The 21,694-nt window shown below is 41.8% G+C and carries 22 protein-coding genes; 13 read left to right on the forward strand and 9 right to left on the reverse strand.

The window, feature by feature from the left end:
- The 4 genes from JZU62_RS03340 to JZU62_RS03355 all read right to left on the reverse strand — a co-directional run.
- The coding region (locus JZU62_RS03340; protein ID WP_295011880.1) for a 5'-3' exonuclease H3TH domain-containing protein at positions 1–1,184 on the reverse strand (1,184 nt) is incomplete at its 3' end.
- Between the two features lie 9 nt (positions 1,185–1,193).
- Entirely contained in the window at positions 1,194–2,012 is an 819-nt protein-coding gene (locus tag JZU62_RS03345) for an HDOD domain-containing protein (protein ID WP_295011881.1), read from the reverse strand.
- A 34-nt stretch (positions 2,013–2,046) separates the two neighbouring features.
- Complete coding sequence (uvrA, locus tag JZU62_RS03350) at positions 2,047–4,863, reverse strand: excinuclease ABC subunit UvrA (RefSeq protein ID WP_295011883.1); 2,817 nt, start codon at positions 4,861–4,863, stop codon at positions 2,047–2,049.
- A gap of 3 nt (positions 4,864–4,866) precedes the next feature.
- Entirely contained in the window at positions 4,867–5,604 is a 738-nt protein-coding gene (locus JZU62_RS03355) for a sulfite exporter TauE/SafE family protein (RefSeq protein ID WP_295011885.1), read from the reverse strand.
- 130 nt (positions 5,605–5,734) lie between these two features.
- Here JZU62_RS03355 and JZU62_RS03360 point away from each other — a divergent pair, with 130 nt between their 5' ends.
- From JZU62_RS03360 to JZU62_RS03370, 3 genes are read left to right on the forward strand one after another with little or no spacing between them, the layout of a single operon-like run.
- Positions 5,735–6,160 (forward strand): chemotaxis protein CheX, encoded by a 426-nt coding sequence (locus JZU62_RS03360; protein ID WP_295011887.1) that lies wholly within the window; start codon positions 5,735–5,737, stop codon positions 6,158–6,160.
- Positions 6,161–6,163: 3 nt separating this feature from the next.
- The gene (gene fliN / locus JZU62_RS03365) at positions 6,164–6,511 is read left to right on the forward strand and encodes a flagellar motor switch protein FliN (RefSeq protein ID WP_295011889.1); all 348 of its coding nucleotides are present in this window, start codon (positions 6,164–6,166) and stop codon (positions 6,509–6,511) included.
- Positions 6,508–7,410, forward strand: coding sequence for a hypothetical protein (locus JZU62_RS03370; RefSeq protein WP_295011891.1), 903 nt, complete (start codon positions 6,508–6,510; stop codon positions 7,408–7,410). Before fliN ends, JZU62_RS03370 begins: the two co-directional genes overlap by 4 nt.
- On the opposite strand, the gene JZU62_RS03375 is transcribed toward JZU62_RS03370, so the two are convergent.
- Entirely contained in the window at positions 7,407–8,120 is a 714-nt protein-coding gene (locus JZU62_RS03375; RefSeq protein ID WP_365956324.1) for a tRNA-uridine aminocarboxypropyltransferase, read from the reverse strand. The two genes, JZU62_RS03370 and JZU62_RS03375, sit on opposite strands and share 4 nt — an antisense overlap.
- A 71-nt stretch (positions 8,121–8,191) precedes the next feature.
- Between JZU62_RS03375 and JZU62_RS03380 the strand changes: the two genes are divergently transcribed.
- Positions 8,192–9,493, forward strand: a complete 1,302-nt coding sequence (locus JZU62_RS03380) for a TrkH family potassium uptake protein (RefSeq protein WP_295011895.1) — start codon at positions 8,192–8,194, stop codon at positions 9,491–9,493.
- Positions 9,494–10,144 (forward strand): TrkA family potassium uptake protein, encoded by a 651-nt coding sequence (locus JZU62_RS03385; RefSeq protein ID WP_295011897.1) that lies wholly within the window; start codon positions 9,494–9,496, stop codon positions 10,142–10,144.
- Here JZU62_RS03385 and JZU62_RS03390 read toward each other — a convergent pair.
- Positions 10,141–12,027, reverse strand: coding sequence for a PilZ domain-containing protein (locus JZU62_RS03390; RefSeq protein ID WP_295011899.1), 1,887 nt, complete (start codon positions 12,025–12,027; stop codon positions 10,141–10,143). The two genes, JZU62_RS03385 and JZU62_RS03390, sit on opposite strands and share 4 nt — an antisense overlap.
- Positions 12,028–12,154: 127 nt before the next feature.
- Between JZU62_RS03390 and gltX the strand changes: the two genes are divergently transcribed.
- The 3 genes from gltX to JZU62_RS03405 are packed head-to-tail and all read left to right on the forward strand — an operon-like array spanning position 12,155 to position 15,356.
- Positions 12,155–13,426, forward strand: a complete 1,272-nt coding sequence (gltX, locus tag JZU62_RS03395) for a glutamate--tRNA ligase (protein WP_295011901.1) — start codon at positions 12,155–12,157, stop codon at positions 13,424–13,426.
- Positions 13,423–13,713, forward strand: a complete 291-nt coding sequence (locus tag JZU62_RS03400) for a YggT family protein (protein ID WP_295011903.1) — start codon at positions 13,423–13,425, stop codon at positions 13,711–13,713. Before gltX ends, JZU62_RS03400 begins: the two co-directional genes overlap by 4 nt.
- Positions 13,710–15,356 carry a transglycosylase SLT domain-containing protein gene (locus tag JZU62_RS03405; RefSeq protein WP_295011905.1) on the forward strand — a complete coding sequence of 549 codons (1,647 nt, stop codon included), beginning with the start codon at positions 13,710–13,712 and terminating at the stop codon, positions 15,354–15,356. Before JZU62_RS03400 ends, JZU62_RS03405 begins: the two co-directional genes overlap by 4 nt.
- Here JZU62_RS03405 and JZU62_RS03410 read toward each other — a convergent pair.
- On the reverse strand, positions 15,274–15,759 hold the full coding sequence (locus JZU62_RS03410; RefSeq protein WP_295011907.1) for a hypothetical protein: 486 nt from the start codon (positions 15,757–15,759) through the stop codon (positions 15,274–15,276). The two genes, JZU62_RS03405 and JZU62_RS03410, sit on opposite strands and share 83 nt — an antisense overlap.
- Before the next feature lie 108 nt (positions 15,760–15,867).
- Here JZU62_RS03410 and mobB point away from each other — a divergent pair, with 108 nt between their 5' ends.
- Genes mobB through JZU62_RS03435 form a run of 5 tightly spaced genes read left to right on the forward strand, consistent with a single transcriptional unit; the run spans position 15,868 to position 20,354 of the window.
- Positions 15,868–16,374 carry a molybdopterin-guanine dinucleotide biosynthesis protein B gene (mobB, locus tag JZU62_RS03415; RefSeq protein WP_295011909.1) on the forward strand — a complete coding sequence of 169 codons (507 nt, stop codon included), beginning with the start codon at positions 15,868–15,870 and terminating at the stop codon, positions 16,372–16,374.
- Entirely contained in the window at positions 16,371–17,216 is an 846-nt protein-coding gene (locus JZU62_RS03420) for a class 1 fructose-bisphosphatase (RefSeq protein ID WP_295011911.1), read from the forward strand. The genes mobB and JZU62_RS03420 overlap by 4 nt, the downstream gene beginning before the upstream one ends.
- Positions 17,200–17,391, forward strand: a complete 192-nt coding sequence (locus tag JZU62_RS03425; protein WP_295011913.1) for a hypothetical protein — start codon at positions 17,200–17,202, stop codon at positions 17,389–17,391. The genes JZU62_RS03420 and JZU62_RS03425 overlap by 17 nt, the downstream gene beginning before the upstream one ends.
- A 12-nt stretch (positions 17,392–17,403) precedes the next feature.
- Positions 17,404–19,353 (forward strand): methionine--tRNA ligase, encoded by a 1,950-nt coding sequence (gene metG, locus JZU62_RS03430; protein WP_295011915.1) that lies wholly within the window; start codon positions 17,404–17,406, stop codon positions 19,351–19,353.
- On the forward strand, positions 19,350–20,354 hold the full coding sequence (locus JZU62_RS03435) for a hypothetical protein (protein ID WP_295011917.1): 1,005 nt from the start codon (positions 19,350–19,352) through the stop codon (positions 20,352–20,354). The genes metG and JZU62_RS03435 overlap by 4 nt, the downstream gene beginning before the upstream one ends.
- Here the strand turns inward: JZU62_RS03435 and JZU62_RS03440 are convergent.
- Both JZU62_RS03440 and queC read right to left on the reverse strand, forming a co-directional pair.
- A complete protein-coding gene (locus JZU62_RS03440; RefSeq protein WP_295011919.1) occupies positions 20,351–21,004 on the reverse strand; it encodes a SprT family zinc-dependent metalloprotease in 654 nt (217 codons plus the stop codon). The two genes, JZU62_RS03435 and JZU62_RS03440, sit on opposite strands and share 4 nt — an antisense overlap.
- On the reverse strand, positions 20,982–21,644 hold the full coding sequence (queC, locus tag JZU62_RS03445; protein ID WP_295011921.1) for a 7-cyano-7-deazaguanine synthase QueC: 663 nt from the start codon (positions 21,642–21,644) through the stop codon (positions 20,982–20,984). The genes JZU62_RS03440 and queC overlap by 23 nt, the downstream gene beginning before the upstream one ends.
- Between the last annotated feature and the right edge of the window lie 50 nt (positions 21,645–21,694).

Raw genomic sequence — 21,694 nt, forward strand, 5'->3', positions numbered from 1 at the left:
AGATTTAGGATCGCTCTCTTCGCCGCCTCAAGGCTTACTTGATCCCCTACTCCCAGATAACTGTGCATCATCGGGACGTAATAGCCAGTTTTAGTATCCGTGCTAAAACTAAAACCGACCAGATGATTTTTGGTCGGGTCGAGTCCTGTTGTCTCAGTATCGAATGCGATAATCGTATCGTGAGGGATAGCTTGAATAATAGTGTGCAATGTTTCATCATTATCAATCAGCACACTGCATCCATCAATATTTTCACATTGCACAACTGCTGCCTTTTCAACTTTTGTGGTCACGGTTGAGGGCTGTGACTCTTCAAACAGAGCTTTGGCTTTTAATGTTCGAAGTACTGCATTCATCTCATAATGAACTAAATCTTCATAAATAGGGAGAAATGGATTATCGAAGTGCATCGCAAATTCACTGAAATCGAGGCTGTCAAATACGTCATCTTTGAGACGTACCAGCTCACGGGAACGGAATGCGTCATCTCGATAGGTTTCAAGTAGTCCTTTGATCCGAGGGGGCGTAACCTCTTCGAGTCTCTCATACATAGCATCGAGTGTGACAAACTGAGTTAAAAGTTTTTGTGCCGTTACTTTTCCGATCCCTTTGACCCCTGGGACGTTATCGGCGGTGTCGCCAATGAGGGATTGATAATCGATAAACTGTCGAGGGTGAACTCCGTATTTTTCTTCGCAATGGCTCTCGTTCATCACTTTTTTGCTTATGGCATCGACCAAAACAACTCGATCATCATCAATGAGCTGATAGAGATCTTTATCGTGCGATACGACACGCACTAAAAAGCCATGTTGTCGTGCTTGTCGCACAACGGATGCGATCATATCATCAGCTTCAAATCCACTCATAGAGAGCGATTTGTATCCCATTTTATCGATCCATTCGATAGCGATGGGTAGCTGCATCACCAACTCTTCGGGTGCGGGTGAACGGTTTGCTTTATACGCAGGATCGATTTCAGCGCGAAAGCTCGGTCCTTTGGCATCGAGGGCAAAAATGAGATAATCGCTACTGTGTTCTTTGTGCAATGACGCGATAAAGTTAATAAATCCAGTCAAAAGACCAGTCGGGAAACCCTGTTTATTTTTGAGCGGGGGAAGAGCGTAAAAACTGCGGAAAAAAAATCCAAATGTATCAATAATAGTAACGGTAGGTTGTGCCATCAATCGCCTTTATAAGGCGTTTATTTTTTCAAGGATTGAATCAATAGCCCCTTGAAGTTTTGAAACATCATAGCCCGCTTCTTCTGCTTTTTTGAGTCCGAAGGAGATTCCGTGTTCACCGAACGGATTATTTATCGGGACAATGGTTTTGATAATATGCAATGCCGTAGCAAATTCTTTAACCTCTTCCGGTGCAAGATCCGGTGTATCAGAGAATTGGATCATGTCAACGAACTCTTTATCAAAATTCCAGTGGGTAAAGATCGCAGCAGTAACGGCAGCAGTTGTTTCATGAATATAAGAGCGCTCTACGGAAGCGATATCGATAGCACTGTCGATGTCCGCTTTAAAATTGGTCGCTAGTTCTTCTTGGATCACATCGCTGGCGATAATGATTTTCCCGGTCTCTTGTAAAAATGAGGCCAAAAAGAGTTTATCGGCTTTTGAACGATCAATTTTTGAGTACCAAGCGTGCATTAATGCCGCTTGCATCGAAGAGATCTCCGCAAAACGATCCGAACTAATACCGTAAGGTTCCATATCAACGTTCAAAAGTTTACGAACCGAATTGCCAAGTCCAATGGATCGTGTCATGCTCATTCCGAACAAAGAAACTGCTTGGGATACATTTAAAATTTCACGTTTAAAACTATAAAGAGGAGAATTTGCCGCTTTTAGCAAGTTAGCAACAATCATAGGGTCATGCTCAACAGTTTTAACCAAATCTTGTATAGAGGAGTCAGGATTGTTGCATACACGCTGCATATCAATAACGGTTTTAGGGAGCGGAGGCAAAGATTTAATACTGTTTATAATCGAACTTTTCATTAATATTATCCTCTAAAAAATGCTATTATGGTTATTATAGCCTATTTAGCTCAAGAGCCAAATATTTTCCGGTAAAACTTCCTGTTTTTTCCCAGTCGCGTGCAATGCATTCGGGATCACCCTCAGCGACTAAAAATCCACCTCCGCTTCCACCTTCGGGACCCATATCGATAATATAGTCGGCATTTTTGATCATATCGAGATTATGCTCGATTACGAGGACTGAGTTACCCAATTCTACAAAATTGTGAAGCACTTTGGTGAGGCGGTTAACGTCATCGAAATGCAATCCGGTCGTCGGCTCATCAAGTATATAAAGTGTATTTCCCGTATCACGTCGGCTCAGCTCTTTTGCGAGCTTAATACGCTGAGCTTCACCCCCTGAGAGAGTAACAGCATTTTGTCCCAAGGTGATATAATCAAGCCCTACATCGCTAAGGGTTTGTAAAATAGCTTTGATCTTTGGAATCGGGGCAAAAAATTCCAATGCTTCACCAACTGACATATTGAGGACATCGGAGATGGTTTTCCCTTTATACTCCACTTGAAGTGTTTGGAGGTTATAGCGGCTTCCGTGACATGAATCACATTTCACCATAATATCGGGAAGGAAGTGCATCTCAATCTTGATCTCCCCTTCTCCCTGACACTTATCACATCGACCACCTTTGACGTTGAAGCTAAATCGTGATGAAGTATACCCTCGAATCTGTGCCTCTTTGGTTTTAGCGAAGAGATTACGGATTTCATCCATAACTCCCGTATAAGTGGCAGGATTAGAACGTGGTGTCCGCCCGATAGGACTTTGATCGAGATAAATCACTTTGTCGAGTTTCTCTAGTCCCTCTACTTCGACCCCAGCTACGCGGTTAATTTTACGGGCATGGTTGAGGATTTCTCTCGTTACTGGGAGTAATGTCTGCAAGATAAGTGAGCTTTTTCCACTTCCGCTTACCCCCGTCACACAGACGAAATTATTGAGTGGTATTTTGACACTTAAATTATTAATATTATTTAATGTAACATTGTTGATTGACATCCACACTTTTTGTTCACGGCGATAAAAATACTCGATTTTTTTCCGACCTGAGAGGTATTGAGCCGTGAGTGTATTGGATTTTTTCATCTCTTCGAGGGTTCCGGCAAATACGACATTTCCGCCGTATTTCCCTGCTCCTGGACCAATATCGACGATATAGTCAGCATTCTCAATCGTCTCTTTGTCGTGTTCAACGACGATAACGGTATTCCCTTTTTCCTGCAATGATCGCAACGTTCGGATCAGTTTTAGGGTATCGCGCTCATGCAGTCCGATACTTGGCTCATCGAGAACATACATAACTCCCGTCAAACCGCTTCCGATCTGAGAAGCGATACGGATACGCTGAGCTTCACCACCACTGATGGTTCGAGCATCACGGCTGAGGGAGAGGTATCCCAATCCGACATCGAAAAGGAAGAAAAGGCGTTCACGAATTTCATTGAGAATCGACGCTGCGATCATCGCACTCTGCTCACTTAAACCCTCAAAGGTTTGAGGATCGGCGAACCAAGCGTACGAATCTTTGAGCGGCATAGAGATCACATCACCTATCCCTTTGTTTGCGACTCGAACGGCAAGTGATTCACGTTTGAGACGATGGGAAGTACAGATATTACAGGGCTTTTCTGACATGTAATCGGCGAGATCTTTTTCATCTTTAAAAATGTCATAAGCGATGCGGACAATCCCAGGCCACGTACGTTTGATAGGATGATCTTGCCATTTGAACTCCACCTCATCAACACTGCCATGAAGGATCGCTTTTTTTTGATGCTCTTCGAGAGCATAAAAAGGGTCTGTTATACTGATTCCCGATGCGTTACAAAATGCTTTTAAGAATGTGAAATAGTATCCTTTGTTAAAGCCGTAAACGATTTTAATCGCCCCTTTTTCTATCGGGAGTTCAGAGTCAATGATTTTGTCGTAATCAAGAGCATAACGAATCCCCAAACCATCACATTCGCTGCATGCACCCTTAGGAGAGTTAAATGAAAACGAGAGGGGCTCGAGCGGATCAAAGCTCACCTTACAGTCAAAACAAGCACTGTGTTCGCTGTAGTGGATCAATTTTTCATGCATTCCCACTTCGTCGTGATTTTGAATTTCGATTTCCACCTCTCCGTAGGATTCTTTTAGGGCTTTTTCGACGTCTTGGGCCACGCGGTCATGGTTATCATCTTTGATGATGAGGCGGTCAATCACCACTTTTATCGTATGTTTTTTGGTTTTAGAGAGTTCGATCTCTTCATCGAGACGAATCATAACTCCATCCACCATCGCTCTAACATATCCTCTATGTCGGAGGGATTCGAGGATATCGGCGAATGAGCCTTTTTTTTCTCGCACGAGAGGGGCTAAAATGACAATCTTCGCTCCATCAGGTAGTTTGAGCACTTGATCGATAATATCCTGAGCGGACATCTTGGAGATTTGCTTACCGCACAGATGACAATGCTGAATTCCGATACGGGCATACAGGAGACGGAGATAGTCATAGATTTCGGTAATCGTACCGACCGTTGAGCGAGGATTTTTAGAAGTGGTTTTTTGATCGATTGCGATGGCTGGGGTAAGCCCTTCGATTTTATCCACATCAGGTTTTCCGACACGATCCAAGAACTGGCGTGCATAAGATGAAAGTGATTCGATGTAACGGCGTTGCCCTTCTGCATAGAGGGTATCAAACGCCAATGTCGACTTCCCGCTTCCGCTGATTCCTGTGCAAACAATGAGTTTGTTTTTAGGAATTTCGAGTGAAATATTTTTGAGGTTATGTTCCCGTGCCCCGATAATTTTTATTTTGTCCATGTGTTACCCCGCGATAAGTTTGTATGCCGTGATGGCAAAAATAATGATATAAAAAAGTACCAATACCTGTTTGTAATGGGTCGCTTTAACCCGATGAAGCAACCAAATACCCAGCATTATGCCGATCAACGACGAAAGTGCCATGATCATCCCTGCTTCAATGTTGACAAGTCCCAGCCACAAAAGGGTAGCAAGTGCCGAAATCGACGAAAAAATAACAAAAAAATGCCCTACTGCCGACGCTTTTTTAAGGGGAAAACCCATAAAACTAACCAGTATCGGAGTCATTAGAATCGATCCACCAACTCCGAGCATACCGGAAAATAGCCCGACACCGCTTCCGATAAGGGTGTAAAGCGGTCGATTAACTACTTCCTCCCGCGAGGGGACAGGACTAGAGAATGCTAACCTCGCAAGTGTAAAGGCAACGATAGAGAGAAAAAGCCATTCTAAAATAGTCGAATGGAGTAGTTTCACTAATAATCCGCCGACAACTGCACCCAGAATACCGCCATAACCGAAATATTTAATGTCACTTATAGCATACATACGATTTTTATGATGGATCCATCCCGCGATTAGTGATCCCGCTACCATTTGCATGAGCGAAATACCGATTGCTTCTTTGATCCCAAATCCCATATATAGTAGTATTGGAACACTCACTGTACCGCCACCGATTCCGAAAAAACCGGAGAGTGCTCCAACAGTGATCCCTAAAATTGCTAATTCTATTGTCATGTTTTTTCTTTGAAATCTTTTCTTCCGCGCGATTATACTCCCTTAGTGCTTCAACGAATACCTCTAAAGTTCAATTGATTTTACGCTATAATTAATTATCATGCATAAAAATATACAGAGTGAGGGTGTAATGTTACCCATTATAATTGAAGCAGCAACCAACTTTTGTCTTCATCAAATACGTCTCCCTTTTGATTTTATAGATGGTTCAGATAAAAAGAGAACACTTCTTGCTTATATTGATATTGAAACAACAAACGACGGTTTACATCGAGCCTATATCGGATGTGATGATAGATTGATTCAAATGATTACAGAGATATTTTTGGGTGAAGAGGATAGTGATGAGCAAACTCTGGTCGATATGCTTTTGGAAACTACCAACATGATCGTTGGAAGTGCAAAAGTACTTGCCGGTGAGTTGTATGAAACAACTATTACGATTGCAACTCCCTTTATTCTACCGGAAGAAGAGAGTACAACCCTTCATATGGATGAAATTAAATGTATTAGTGTAAACGGCGGCGAAATGACAATAGGATTACAAAGGCTCTAAGAGATGGATGAAACAGTAGCTCCCACAGAACAATCCCTTCTTAAAGATCATGTTTTTGATCCAAGTAAAGAGCTTTCATGGATGGATTATGACGGATTGCTTGATATGGAAGTTGAGTTTGTTGCCGATTTGGGTCAAACTACCCTTTCTCTCGAAGAGATTCTAAAACTCGAAAAAGGTTCTGTCATTGATTTGGGAAAACCTGCAGGTGAAAGTGTTGAGTCTTATGTAAATCGCCGTATTATCGGCAAAGGAGAAGTTATGGTTTATGAAAAAAACTTAGCTATCCGTATCAATGAGGTACTTGATTCGAGTGCCGTACTTTATTACCTTTCAAAAGAGAGACTATGAGATATTTACTCCCCTTACTTTTACTTCCCGCATTTTTATGGGGTGCAAAAGTTTTAAGTTACAATATTTATGATCGTAACGATCGCGTTGATGTTATGTTGACATTTGATACCCCATACGAGGGTGTACTTCGTCAAAATCATATCGGTAATACGTTTACCGTCAAACTCGAAGAGGCATTTATCGAAGAGACAAAAGTTAAAGATGTTAATTCTAAATATTTAACCAAACTCACCCTCTCTCCAAAAGAAGACCATATTGAGATCATTGCGGATGCAACCACTGATGTTGTTATGCAAGCCTCTAAGACATCGGATTCGTATGGATTGCGTTTACGTTTTTCACACCCTGCCACACCACTCAATACGCTTACTACGGAGCCGGCAGCTACCAATAATGCAGCATTAAATGCCCTTCCAACGAAACAAAGTAATGAATTTGAACAAAGTTATTATGTCGTCATCGCTATTTTAGTGATCGGTATCGCTATTTTATTCTGGCTAAAACAAAATATTACTAAACGCACTATAGCAATGAAAAATGAGCCAAAAACACCCTGGTTATTTGACAAATCAAACACATCGGATACTAAAGCGACGATATCGAATCAGCTTCCGATTTCAGGAGATGGCGGCGGTGTACATATACGCTTTCAAAAATCGCTCGATAACGCTCATACGGTGGCGATGCTCGATTATGGAACTATGAGTTATTTGGTCCTTTTAGGAAACAATACCCTCATTCTTGATAAATTCCAAGATAATGTTCCGATCACCCAAAATGATTTTGAGACGTTGTTACAGTCGAAACACCGTGAATTAGATGGTTATTTTCAGCTCGCGCCTGCACAAGATGAAGTGTTTGATTCGTATAAAGAAAAAGCGTCTGGTGTTTACTAATCGCGTCTGGGTTTAAATCGGATATTGTTTTTCGACTCTTCCGCACATCCTATCTGATACTCTATCATAGATGTGAACGGATCTAAAAAATGTTCAAATGCCCCCTCTTCTATCTCCTCTATCTCCTGTGCATGGAGCAATTCCAATATCGTTAATGTTGATTCGATGGTAGAGAGACAGAACTCTTTTGGCTGCTCTTTGATCATAAATTGAGATGTTTTAGAGTGGGTAAAACTCATCTTGGGCAAGGCTTGAAGATTACGGCTAAGTCGAAGCATTTTTACCGAGCATGGCCATGTTGAGTCAATAATAAAAATTACAACTTGTTTGCCACTATGGTCAATTTTTTCGGTATTCAGATTAAGTGCATTTTTTCCGGGATAGAGGACATAACAAAGGTTTTTCGGATCATCGATCAGGGCATTGACAGCGTTGTGTTCAGTGAAATCGATATCGATGTAGAGTTCCGAGTTGGGAAGTGAGAGGTGCGTTAATCTTCCTGTGCCATTTTTAGTCTTTTTAAACTCTTTTGGGTGCATCAAAATAATAAATTTTGTCTTTGTGTTTATAGTGCTGACATGCGCACACATACATGAGCTAACCGGGCGATAGCATCGATAACATTTCTCTCTATTTTCTATCATTACACCATTCATATTCGCCATTATAACAGAAAACGTTATTGCTATTTTAAGGTTTTGATATGTCATGAATGTTATACTAACAAAGATTTTTTGGATTATAAGGATCAGACATACATACTCAAGAGATTAAATTAATATTGTATAGCTTCATCTTGCTTATTGTAGCGGGAGCAGCACTTCTTTCACTTCCGTTTGCTCATAACGGTGAATTACGTTTTATCGATGCACTTTTTACCGCTACCTCCGCTGTATGTGTAACCGGACTGATCGTTAAAGATACTCCGGTCGATTTTACCTCATTCGGTCATATCATTATTATTACCCTGATTCAAATCGGTGGAATTGGGTATATGACTGCGGTAACATTTTTGGCAGTCATGCGTAAACAAAAGATCAATCACCGAGACCGTCTTATTTTAAAAGAGTCGTTAAATCATCCAGGGATGGATGGGTTAGTTCGATTTTTGAAAATTGTATTTGCGTCAATCGTTATTATCGAAGCGGTTGGGATGATCATTCTATCTCTCCGATTTTGGGTTGATATGCCCTTAGGCGAAGCGATATGGTTTGGTCTATTTCATTCGATTTCTGCTTTTAATAATGCCGGTTTTTCACTTTTTAGTGACAATATGATGCGGTATCGTGGAGATTTCGTTATCAACTTTACCATACCGTGGCTCATTATTATCGGTGGTTTAGGCTATGTAGTACTTCTTGAAATTTATAATTTTCGTCGAGATCGGTTGCTTCGTATATCTACCCATACCAAGATCGTTTTATGGATGAGTGGAATATTAATAGTACTTGGTATGGCACTGCTCCTCTCTATGGAATGGAATAACCCTAAATCATTTGGTTCTTTTACTACGTTTGAGAAAATTTCAGCAGCATGGTTCGCATCGGTGAACTACCGTACTGCTGGATTTAATAGCATCGATTTTTCGACATTGACTGATTCTAATCTCTTTTTCGCTACCTTTTTTATGATGACCGGGGGTAGCCCTGGAGGGACAGCGGGTGGTATCAAAACAACCGCAGTTGCATTAGCACTGATCGGTGTTTGGTACACGCTTCGCGGTGATACACATGCCCATATCTTTCGCCGATCCATTTCAGCATATCAGATTAATAAAGCGTATGCTGTTATTTTTGTCGCTTCTATTTATGTTGTGATCTCAACCATTATTTTGAGTGAAGTGGAACATTTACCGTTTTTAAGAATATTGTTTGAAACGACTTCGGCTTTTGGTACGGTAGGTTTATCAACGGGGGATGGCGGAGTGCTTAGTTACAGTGCTCTCTTTAGTGATCCCAGTAAACTCAATATCATTGTTCTGATGGTTATGGGACGGGTTGGGGTATTCGCGTTTACACTTATAATCGTTGGTAAAGCGGTTGAGAGCCGTATAAAATATGCAGAAGGAAAGGTTATTATATAGATGGAAACATACGCTGTTATAGGTTTAGGTAAATTTGGATTTCATGTTGCCAAAGGGTTGGCACAACAAGGGGTTAGTGTTATCGCAGCGGATTTGGATGAAGATCATGTACGAGAGATCAATGAGTATGTCCAAGATGCCGTTATTCTCGATTCAACCGATATGCGTGCTCTGCGTGAGGCGGGAATCGGAAATGTTGATGTTGCGGTAGTCAGTATCGGGGAGAATATCGAAGCCAGTATCCTGACCGTTATGGCACTCAAAGAGCTTGGGGTTGAAACCGTTGTTGCTAAGGCGATCACAACAGTTCACGGTCAGATCCTCTCAAAACTCGGTGCGGCAAAGGTGATCTATCCTGAGATGGAATCCGCTAAAAAGATCGTAAAGAAAATGGTGCAAAATATGCATTATGAGACGATTGACCTCTCTATCACTATGAAGATCGCTAAACTCACCGTCCCTTCATTCTGGGTTGGAACTTCTATTCTTTCACCAATTTTTGAAGGTGAATTTGAAGTCAAGCCGATAGCGTATAAACATCAGGGTGTTTGGTATACTTCATTCGAAAAAGACGATATTCTTGAAAAAGGGGATATTTTGGTTGTGTTAGGAGATAGTGGACACATCGAAGCTCTAAGTAAAAAGGTTTAAAGTTTATTCGCGATCATTTTGATCTCATTTACAAGCGCCTGCTGTCGGGCGTAAATGTATTCGATTAAGTAACTCTCAAACGGTTCTACAAGCTCCAGTTCAACCACCACTTTGGTAAACTCATCCCCCTCTTGAATGTATTGAACTTTTCCTGAGACGCTCATATTTGCCATTCCATCCTCGAAACGCTCCATCGGAAGATTAAACTGTAAGTTGACTTTAGAATGCAAAGGAAGTGGGACTTTGGAAACACTCAATTTACAAGCAATGGATTTGATCGAAACATCTAAAATTGTCCCTGAGAGAACGCTTCTTCCTGATCCTATGGTGACGTGCATTCGATGATCACTCTGTATTCGGATGTATTGACGATTGTTTCCTGAAGCCTGTAGGGGTTCAAACTTAGTCAGTACGGCAATTTTCTTTCCAACATCTACGATTTGAACATTCGCCAAAATATCAAAAGGGATATTGGGACCTTGAATAACAACATTTTTCTCCAACTTCATGGCGTAGCCTTGGATTTTTTCAATGGAGATATAAACCGATTCATCGGAAATTTTGACCAGTTTAGCCGCTGTACTGATACGAATCCCTTTGTAAAAATTGAGAAGTTTTACCGAGGTATTGGTCAGTATCATTTTTTCGAGATAGTGAGCTGCTTGTAGTTTTTCATCTACCTCTTGCTCAGTGGCAGAGATTTCGAAATGGACCAAATGGGCTAAATCACGTGAGAGTAACTGTTTTTGATTAATGTGATCGATAATGCCGATCGCTTTGTTGAGTTCAACACCGTGCATATCAATGATAAATGAGTCGATAACAGGGGAAGCACCTTCAATGGATATCTCTATACTTAGGTTTTGGTGAAATTTTTCCAAACACTGTTTGAGTTCATCCAACGATGTAGTAGAAGCTAAAATGGTATAGATATCTTTATGCCATTGAGCAATATGTATATCATGATCAAAGTGAATTCGTGCCAGCTTTACAATCTCTTTACAAACATCATTATAGGTCTCTTCGCCGCGCATCTCAATGATTTTTTCTGCATTTTCGATGTACATCACGATAACAGGAATCGGTTCATTTTCCCTTTTATGAATGACGAATGAATCTTTAAGCAGTTCAATAAAACTCATCCTATTATGAAGTTGCTTGTCATTTTCTTCGATCCGACTGCACAATGGGATCATACTTATAAGGTATTCGCCATCTTTGAGCGGTTGATTGGTCGTAAAATACTCTTTACTATCGTCATTAGTATCTGTTTTGGTAATTAATTTTTGTGAAAATCCTACTGTTTTAAGCAGAGTAGATATATCTTTGTTTTCGAAATAGTGATCAAGTTCAACTAAACTTTTAATTCCGAAGGTCCGTTTTAGGGTCTCATTAGCATAGAGTGATTTTCTATTTTTATGAATCCAAAACAAATTATTTGAGAATTCTGAGATCATTCGATTGTAATTCGTTGCAATAAGGTCATTGTGCTTTTTGATTAACGTTGAAAATATTCCTAGCATCGAGTTTGCAAATTCATCTTCGTTTTGAGGAATAGAAGTGACATGAGATGCACGAAATGAGAGGGCAATTCTGAAAACATTTATATTCGTAAAATCGGGAGTTAAAATAAGTATTTCTAGACTTTGTGATGAGGATAGAGCTTTTCGTAATATTGAACTTTTTAAAAAATCGTATGATCCGCATACAATCAACAGATGCGAATGAAGCGAAGGCTCATTTTCCAATTGATCGATGGATTTAAAATCAGTGCTGCGAAAGATACTCTCTGCTGAGTCACGAAAAGGGAGATCAATCCCATTTTCATATAGTACATGCAAATCAAAATGTTTAGCATATTTGGCAATCTTTTGAATGGACACCTGTTTCCCTGATGTTTAAAATTAATTATAATTGTATCCTATCAAAAAGATCTCCCTACTTAAAGCTAGGCAAAGTTTGGTTGAACACAGTTTCTGCTAATATTGCAAAAAAGTTTTAGGAAATATTATGCTCCGTTTTGCCCCAAGTCCGACTGATGACATGCACATAGGCAATCTTCGTGTTGCATTGTTTAACTATATTTGTTCACGCCAAAGAGAAGAACCACTTTTGATCCGTATCGAAGATACCGATAAAGAGCGCAATATCCCTGGAAAAGAAGAAGAAATTTTTGCAATTTTGGCACTCTTTGGTATCGAATATCAAGAGCAACAGTTCCAAAGCAATAACCTCCGCTTTCACCGCGCTATGGCATTACAACTTCTTCAAGATAAAAAAGCATTTAACTGTTTTTGTACTCCCGAAACGCTCGAAGCCAAACGTGAAGCGTCCAAAGAGGGTAAAATAGCCTACCATTATGACGGTGCGTGTGAAAATCTTTATGCCGAAGAGGTGATCGATAATCCCCTACCCTTTACCATTCGCCTAAAAAAACCGGACCATTCGATTACCGTAACCGATATAATCAAAGGGGAAAGTGTCTTTGCTTCGGATGAAATCGACAGCTTTGTCTTGTTGAATACCGATAAATCTCCGACGTATAACTTTGCGTGTGCGGTGGACGATATGCTCGCCGATGTTTCTCTCATTATTCGCAGTGAAGATCATCTCAGCGATACACCCAAACAGATCGCGATCCATGAGGCACTTGGGTATACCAAAAAAGTCGAATACGCTCATCTGCCGCTCATTATCGGTGATGATACAATAAGCGTCAAATGGCTTCTTGAAGAGGGATATTTACCGGATGCAATCACCAATTATCTCATCTTGATCGAAAATAAGACTCCTATTGAAATTTTTGACCTCAAAGAGGCGATCAAATGGTTTGATCTGCACACCCTCTCCAAAGATCCAGCGCATTTTGATATCGATAAACTCAAATTTATCAACCGAGAACACCTCAGTGGACTCGATCCCAAAGAGCTTTCACGCTATGTCGGATTTGCGGATGAAGAGATCGGAAACTTAGCAAAACTCTTTTTAGAAGAAGCCAGTACACTCAAAGAACTTCGCGCTAAAATCGGAGCCATTTTCGCCCCTAAGATCGTTCCTGATGAGTATAAGGAGGGGTTTGATGTTTTACGTGATCTAACCCGCAAAGCTCCCCATTTTGACGATTATGAATCATACAAAGCGTATTTGATGGAACACAGTGGGCTAAAAGAGGAAAATCTCTTAAAACCACTTCGTCTTCTTCTCAGCGGTGCGGAGCATGGTCCTGAAATGAATGATCTATATACACATATCAAAAATTTTATTAAAGAGGTGGCAAAATGATGGGCGGAATAGTTTCGGGTTTAGGTGGGATCGTTCACTCTCTTATCACGGTTTATATTTGGGTTTTAATAATCGGTGCCCTCCTCTCATGGGTACGACCTGATCCGTATAACCCCATTGTACAAATCATTTATCGTCTCACTGAGCCTGCATACCGAACTCTAAGACGAGTTATGCCGACGGTTTTCAACGGTATCGATCTCGCTCCACTGATTTTGGTTATCTTACTTCAAGTACTTGATGTTATTTTAGTAAATGTCATTAATGCGGTGGTTCTCTCTTCATGATGCGCTCAACACTTTTAGCTCTCTTCCTTTCCACAACACTAGGTGCCGTTACACTTGCTGAAATTAACGATAAACCTGCATCCCGACAAAAAAACTTCTTGATCTGGCAGTTTTTACATCAAGATATCAATGTGTCTGAAGCTCGCGAAGCCTTTTATCAAGTCGATAATGTTAATGAGCGTTTTTTGTTTGACTATGCCGCAAAAACCGACGAACCTGAAATCAAATACACCGCTATGTGTATGCGTGAACAAGCGTGTAATCTCCCCGTGATCGAGCAGGATGATTGTCTAATGTTGGCACTCACTCCCGCAAAAGCAGTAGCTCTTAAGAGTGAGGAACGCGAAGCTATTGCCGTTCGGCTCAATAATCGTTTTGGCAACACCGAATGGCTTAGAGCAATGAATCAGGAGAGTTTTTACACCTCTACAAACAATCTCTCGAATGAAACAACTTTATTTCGTCTAGCAGGTGCAGGATACCGTCATGATAACTTTAACCACATGCTCTCTTATGATGTATTAGAAGCATTGGTCCAGCACCCCAATTTTTCTCAAATTGTTTTCCTCAGCGTGACCGATCCTGCTATGGATCAGATACAACAATCACTGTGTGCGATTTCAGGTCATCATTTTGATCCGCAGACCCATTTCTTCCTCGCTATGAATGCGATCAAATACGGTAAATTTGACGTAGCACAGGAACATTTAGTTGAGGCAAAAGGGCGTTTTTACTCCCCGATAGATCGAGATAAAACAGTGTTTTGGATTTATCAGATTACCAAAGATCCAGCCTATTTAGAAGAGCTTTCACGAAGTCTTGATATCAATATGTATGTTCTCTACGCCAGAGAACTTCTTCAACTACCGACGGATAATTATTTTACAACGCTACCGACTACCAATCGCAGTAACAGTATCAAAGGGATAGACCCCTTTGAGTGGCGGGAATTTTCCGATGAGATCAAAGCTTCGACCCCCGATAATCTTATAAACCTGATAGAGCGTTGTGACGGTAACGATTCGATTGGTGTACAGGGTTATGTGTTAGAGCGGACGTATGAGCCGTATATCCACAACTTTACAATGCCCTACGATCAATATATGAGTAATCTTAGTAATGACCAAAAGGCGCTTGTTTATGCCCTGATGCGTCAGGAGACCCGCCTTATTCCAGGTCTTATTTCACGATCATTTGCGTTGGGGTTGATGCAAATCATGCCCTTTAATGTCGATACCATCAGTAAAGTCCACCCCCTCAAACCAACCACCTACTTCGATATGCTACAACCAGAAATCAGTATCGCTTATTCGGTCTCACACATGAAGCATTTGATCAACAATCTCCATAATCCGATTTTGATTGCGTATGGATACAACGGAGGTCTTGGTTCAACAAAACGTCTGCTGATGGAGGGGAAACGATTTTTACCGGAGCAGTTTGAGCCGTTTTTGAGTATGGAGTTGATCGGAAATGATGAAAATCGTGAGTACGGCAAGAAAGTTCTTGCCAACTACGTTATCTATAAAAAGATTTTAGATGAAGAGGTATCGATACAAGCTATTTTTGATAATTTAGTACAACCGAGCCAGTCTGATTCTTTTCGAGCTGAAGCGCTAAAGAAGAGTTTAGTTCAGAATTAAACTGGACAAAGTAAAATCGATTCCAATTATTTTGGATCGGTATGAGAGAGCGTCTCGGATCTTTTTCACCGAGTGGCTCGATGAGGGTCGCTTTTTTACCGTTCAGGGTTAGTTTATAACCGTCTGATTCTAAGTCTCGTGATTTATAGCTTTTATCATCTTTTTCAAAATAAACCGCAACAATAAAATTTTCACCCTCATGATAAGTAGCCGGATCGGTATGATTGAGATACAGCGAAGAGATGATCGCTTTGGTCTCTAATGAGAGGACGATAGCATCGGTGCGAAGCTGCTCGACCGCACGTTCATGGGTCTCATCCATCTTGAAAAGATCAAATGTCCCTTTTTGCGCACAACCGCTAAAGGCTAATAAAGCTGATATTGCTATCCATGAAAATCGCATCGTAATCCTTTGGTCACCGAATAATCGTTATTATACGTAAACTCGCCTTAACGAACTTTCAATGATTGTTGACTATAATATCCTCTATTTTATCAGAGGTTTGTTTTTTTGAAAAAACGTTTAGCGATTGCATTCACCGGACCCTCCAACAGCGGAAAGACAACGCTGATCCTCAAAGTGGCGCGTAAATTGATTCATGAGCACTCTTTAGAGGTTGCGATCATCAAAAATGATCCCAAAGATAAGGCTCAATTCGACGTCCCTGGGAAAGATAGCTACAAATTCAGTGATACGGGGGCTGAAGTGATTGTCACCTCCCCTACCCGCACCACCTATTTTTCACAGCGTCATAAAGAACTCGATGAATTGGTCTCCCTTTTCGGTGATTTTGATGTTCTCCTCGTTGAGGGGCTTAAAAACCTCCCATTGCCGCGTATCAGTATTTTTAGAGGTTCTATCGATGCCGATTATTTCCCGTATATGAACGCATTGGCGATCGATGAGAGTATCGATCCCGCTCACTACACAATTCCCGATGGGATTGACATCCTCGATCTCAACAACCCCGATCAAGTGATCGAGTGGATTTTAGCTCACGCAAAGGTTATGAAATGAATATGATTTTACAAGCGATCCAAAAAAGCGCTATTCGGATCAAAGAGGCGATAGACGTCAAAGACATCGGCTACTCCCAAGAGCAAAACAGTTCCGGTGAAACCCAGCTACAACTCGATATCCAAAGCGATTTGATTATCGAAGAGGAACTTAGCCGTATTGCGGGCGTTCATACTATCGCAAGCGAAGAGAAAGAAGAGCCGATGGTGCTCAACGAAAGCGGTCATTATTTCATCGCATTTGACCCGCTTGATGGCTCCTCTTTGGTCGATGTCAATCTCAGTGTCGGTTCGATCTTTGGGATATATGAGGGTGCATTTACCCCGACTAAAATGGTGGCGAGTTGTTATGTCGTTTACGGTCCACGTGTTGAACTTGTATTTGCCGATGAAAAACATGTTTCTCTCTATTTGCTTCAAAACGGTGAGTTTGAGTTTGTCAAACATCTTCATTTGAACGAAAAGGGAAAAATCATGGCTCCGGGCGGTACACAACAGTATTGGGCACCGTACCATAAAGCGATGATTGATAGCTTTTTTACCCGTGGTTATCGCCTCCGCTACTCTGGCGGGATGGTTCCCGATTTACACCAAATCCTCCTCAAAGGGGGCGGATTGTTCAGCTATCCGGGTGCCACCGATAAACCGGAGGGGAAACTGCGTATGTTGTTTGAAGTATTCCCTTTTGCCTTTATCTTTGAGAGAGCGGGCGGTAAAGCGGTTGACGGTACAGCACGAGTTCTGGAAAAAGAGCCGCGTCACGTCCATGACACCAGCCCATGTTTTTTTGGCTCATCGGATGAAGTTAATGAGGTGTTGAGTGTCTATGCAGGACAACAGTGAATACGAAGCACGATTGGATGAAACCATAAAAATTCTCCAAGAGTGCCAAGAAGAAAAAAACGTAACGAGCTGTTATGTGTGTGAAAAATGTATCGGATGCGAGATTCGCACCAAATACATCCGAAGTGTGTATGAGAGTATGTCCAAGGGTGAAACCGGCGGATTTGATTTTTAACAAGGAAAATAAATGAAAAACTATATTACTACCCCTATTTATTACGTAAACGGAGAAGCCCATATCGGTCATGCGTACACCACGTTCATCGCTGATACCTTGGCTCGTCATTCACGCTTAATCGGAAATGAGACCTATTTCCTCACCGGAACCGATGAACACGGTCAAAAAATCGAGGAAGCGGCAAAAAAGCTCGATAAGCCGACTCAGCAGTTTGCCGATGAGATCAGTGCGACGTTTCGTAATCTGTGGGATGAGTTTAATATTAGTTACGATCAATTTATTCGGACGACCGACGCAGAACACAAAAAAGGGGTTCAGGTCGCATTTGCTAAAATGTTCGAAAACGGCGATATCTATAAAGACTTTTATGAGGGAAACTACTGTGTCAGCTGTGAGACGTTTTTCCCTGAGTCTCAACTTATGGATGGGGGCTGTTGCCCTGACTGTGGCAGAGCGACCACTATCCTCAAAGAAGAGAGCTACTTTTTCAGACTCTCCAAATACGAAAAGCCGCTTTTGGACTATTATGAAGCTCATCCAGAATTTATCCTCCCAAAATCTCGCCGTAATGAAGTTATCAGCTTTGTAAAGGGTGGGCTCAACGATCTCTCTGTCACCCGTACCAGTTTTAGTTGGGGTGTCCATTTGCCTGAATCGCTGAATGAGCCGAAACACGTTATGTATGTTTGGCTTGATGCGCTAATGAATTATGTTACCGCTCTCGGATACGGCACGGATGAGGCAAAAATGGACTTCTGGCCTGCAAATACTCAGCTAGTGGGTAAAGATATCCTCCGATTCCACGCGATCTACTGGCCGGCATTTTTGATGAGTCTCGGATTGCCGTTACCGAAACATATCGGTGCTCACGGTTGGTGGACACGCGACGGCGAAAAAATGTCAAAATCCAAAGGGAACGTGGTTGACCCGCGTGAAGTTTCCAAACACTACGGCGTTGAGAATTTTCGTTATTTCATGATGCGCGAAGTTCCGTTCGGACAAGACGGTGATTTCTCTCAGCGTGCTTTGATTGACCGTATGAACTCTGATCTCTCCAACGATTTAGGAAACCTCCTTAACCGTATTATTGGAATGAGCGAGAAGTACTCTGATTTTGTTATTAACAGTGTAGATGTCGAAAAATATCATACGAAAGAGCTGAATGATGCTCACGCGATCTTGGATTCTTTGGATACCTATTTGAATGAATTACAGCTCCACCGCTACCTCGAAGAGCTTTGGAAAGTGTTCTCTATCGGCAATAAGGCGATTGAAGAACACGCGCCGTGGGTGAAAATCAAAGAGGGACGCAACGATGAGGCTCTTGCTACGGTTGCATTGGTTGCCAACCTGTTGGCAAAAGCGTCCGTGATGCTCCACTCGATTATGCCAAGCACGACATCCACGATTGCCGATGCACTCGGATTTGAGATTACAACGAAAAGCTATACAAAACTAATCGTGAACAAAGAGTTGCTTGAGTCCTTTACCATCAAAAAAATCCCTCCTCTTTTCCCGCGTGTGGATGAACCGTTGATGCAAGAAGCTCCAAAAGCGATGCTAGATGAAGCACCGATTGCAGAACCGAAACCTAAGATGGAAGATAAAAAAGAGACAACCGTCTCTGAAGAGGGACTTATCACCATCGATCAGTTTTTCCAAACTTCGATCAAAATCGGAACGGTTTTAAATGCCGAAGAGGTTCCGAAAAGCTCAAAACTCCTTAAACTACAAGTGGATCTAGGGGAAGAGTATCCGCGTCAAATCGTAGCGGGTATCCGTGAGTATTACAGTGCCGAATCACTGATCGGAACCCAAGTGTGTGTAGTTGCCAATCTCAAACCTGCCAAACTGATGGGCTTGCTCTCTGAGGGGATGATTTTAGCGGCAAAAGATTCGGATGGATTATGTCTTGTCCGCCCTGAGAAACCACGCCAATCCGGAAGTTCAGTGGGATGAGACTCGAAAATATCCTCGCGCTGAGTAAAGGTACCCTCTTGGGGGAACCATCGATCAGTATTTTTGAGTGTGTTGTGTTTGACCCTTCAAAAGTAAAGCGTGGATCATTTTTTGTTGCCTATTCTCCTGAGGATATCCCCGAAGCACTCCTAAATGGTGCGTATGGGATAATGTTCGATAAACCGACACAGATTAGCGATAGCGAAGTGGCATGGGTCAAAGTAGATAACATCGACAGCGCCCTCCAAAAGCTCCTCCGTTTTTATCTCTTAGAGAAAGAGTTGCTCGTCTATGCGTGTGATCCGATCACCTTGCATCTCTCTACCATGATCTCTACACCCGCTAACTTCACCAACATTGAGGGATCGATGTCCAATATCTGGGAAAAGCTTTGGCCATTGGAGAAAAAATCGATTGTCCTCTTCTCCCCTGCCCTTACCGATGCAGATATCTTTATTGAGCACTCGCAGCTTATCCGTGCTCAAGAGAAGACGATTACCATCATTGAGCAAACCCTTTTTGAGACCTCTTTTATCCACAATGATACTTTTTACGAGCGTCAAATGCTCTCCCCGTTTTTTATCCCCTATTTAGAACATCTCCTCTTTTTCTACACCTTTTTACGGATTCCGTTTCAGATACGCAGTTTCAGTAAAATGGGACATTTTATCCCCGTCTTTACGAATTCACGACTGGAGTCTAAAGAGTTCGGAAGCAGTGATCGGGTCGTGATTTTCGAGCCGTTGTTAGAACTGATCGATGAGCAGATCGATTTTCTGGACTCACAAGCTTCTTGGGCTAAAATCATCTATCTCCTCCCCGACACAATGCGTTCTAATTTGACCATCGGGGTTGAGAATATCATTTTTTACCGTTACAGTGAAGAGGTATTGGCAATACTCCAATCCAAAATCTTCCATTTTGCCCTCGTTGCAGGGGTGGATAAAGGGATACTTAATCCATCACGCTCCGCTATGAAACAGCTGGAACTTGATTTTTAACCGATCCGTATCTGTTTTAACTCTCTTCGTAAATTTCTCTCATTCTCTAAAATAGTCCGTACCAATGCATGAAACTCTTTGGAGTGATTCATATGGCGTAAGTGTGCTAATTCATGAACGATGATATAGTCGATATGCTCATACGTGAGTTGCATCATCATGGTATTTAGGGTCACAATTCCCTCACTGTTACAACTCCCCCAACGTCGTCGCATTTTTTTAAATCGTATCTCTTTGGGGTGCAAATTCATCTTTCGTGCATAATGGGATACCCGTGATGGTAACGTCAAAATAGCTTCATTTTTGTAAAAAAGTGAGTAATATTTTTCAATATGAATGCTATTTTTAGCTTTTTTGAGTGTTTCTGAGAGATTTGGTAGTTGCGTAACCGAGATACATTCCCCCCTAAAACGGATTGTTTCACCGAGGGTATGGTAGTCCAATGGACTCGATGCAATGGCGATCAGTTTAGATCGAATCCAACTTTCTCGCTCCCGCAAAATCAGGCGTATACGCTTTTCATCTTTGATAGGGGTACGGACACACACTTCACCATGGTGGGTAATAGTGATATAGGTGTTACGATTTCGGGGGCGATAATGGATCGTTATCGGTGAATTTGATGCGTCAAACATAATCGATAGGGTCAACCGCTCCCGCACGCTCAAACCCACGCAGACGTAAGCGACAGCTGTCACATACACCGCATGCCATCTCTTCGCTTTGGTAACAGCTCCATGTAAGATGAAGCGGTGCAGCGAGTTTAAGTGACTCTTCAACGATTTGAGATTTTTGTAAATGCACGAGCGGCATCTCTATCGTAATATTTGTCGTCTCTTTGGTTCCCAAATTTGCCGCGTTCTTAAATGTCTCGATAAAGGCTTCCCGACAATCAGGATAACCGCTGCTATCCTCTTCGACCACACCGATTGCGATAACAGAGCACCCCTCTTTCTCGGCAATCGCCGTTGCGATAGAGAGAAAGATACCGTTGCGAAACGGAACGTACGTGATAGGGACACCCGCTTCGATCCCACCGATAGGGACATCGATACTGTGATCGGTCAGAGCTGAGGCTCCGATGGTTTTGAAAAAATCAAGATCGATCTCGTATTTCTCACTCACCCCTAAATCCTCACAAATAGTACGAAAACAGGAGAGCTCTTTTGTCACGGTTCGCTGACCGTAATTAAAATGAAGAGCTACAATCTCATAGCCTCGTGAGCACATGATGTAGGCAACAAGAGTCGAATCCATACCGCCGCTCATTATACAAAGTGCTTTTTTCATTATCGTTACCTTTACGTGTGATTGTACCAACGGGTTGCTTATGTTACAAT

This window comes from Sulfuricurvum sp. (genome assembly GCF_019163035.1).
In the GTDB taxonomy this organism is placed as follows: Bacteria; Campylobacterota; Campylobacteria; order Campylobacterales; family Sulfurimonadaceae; genus Sulfuricurvum.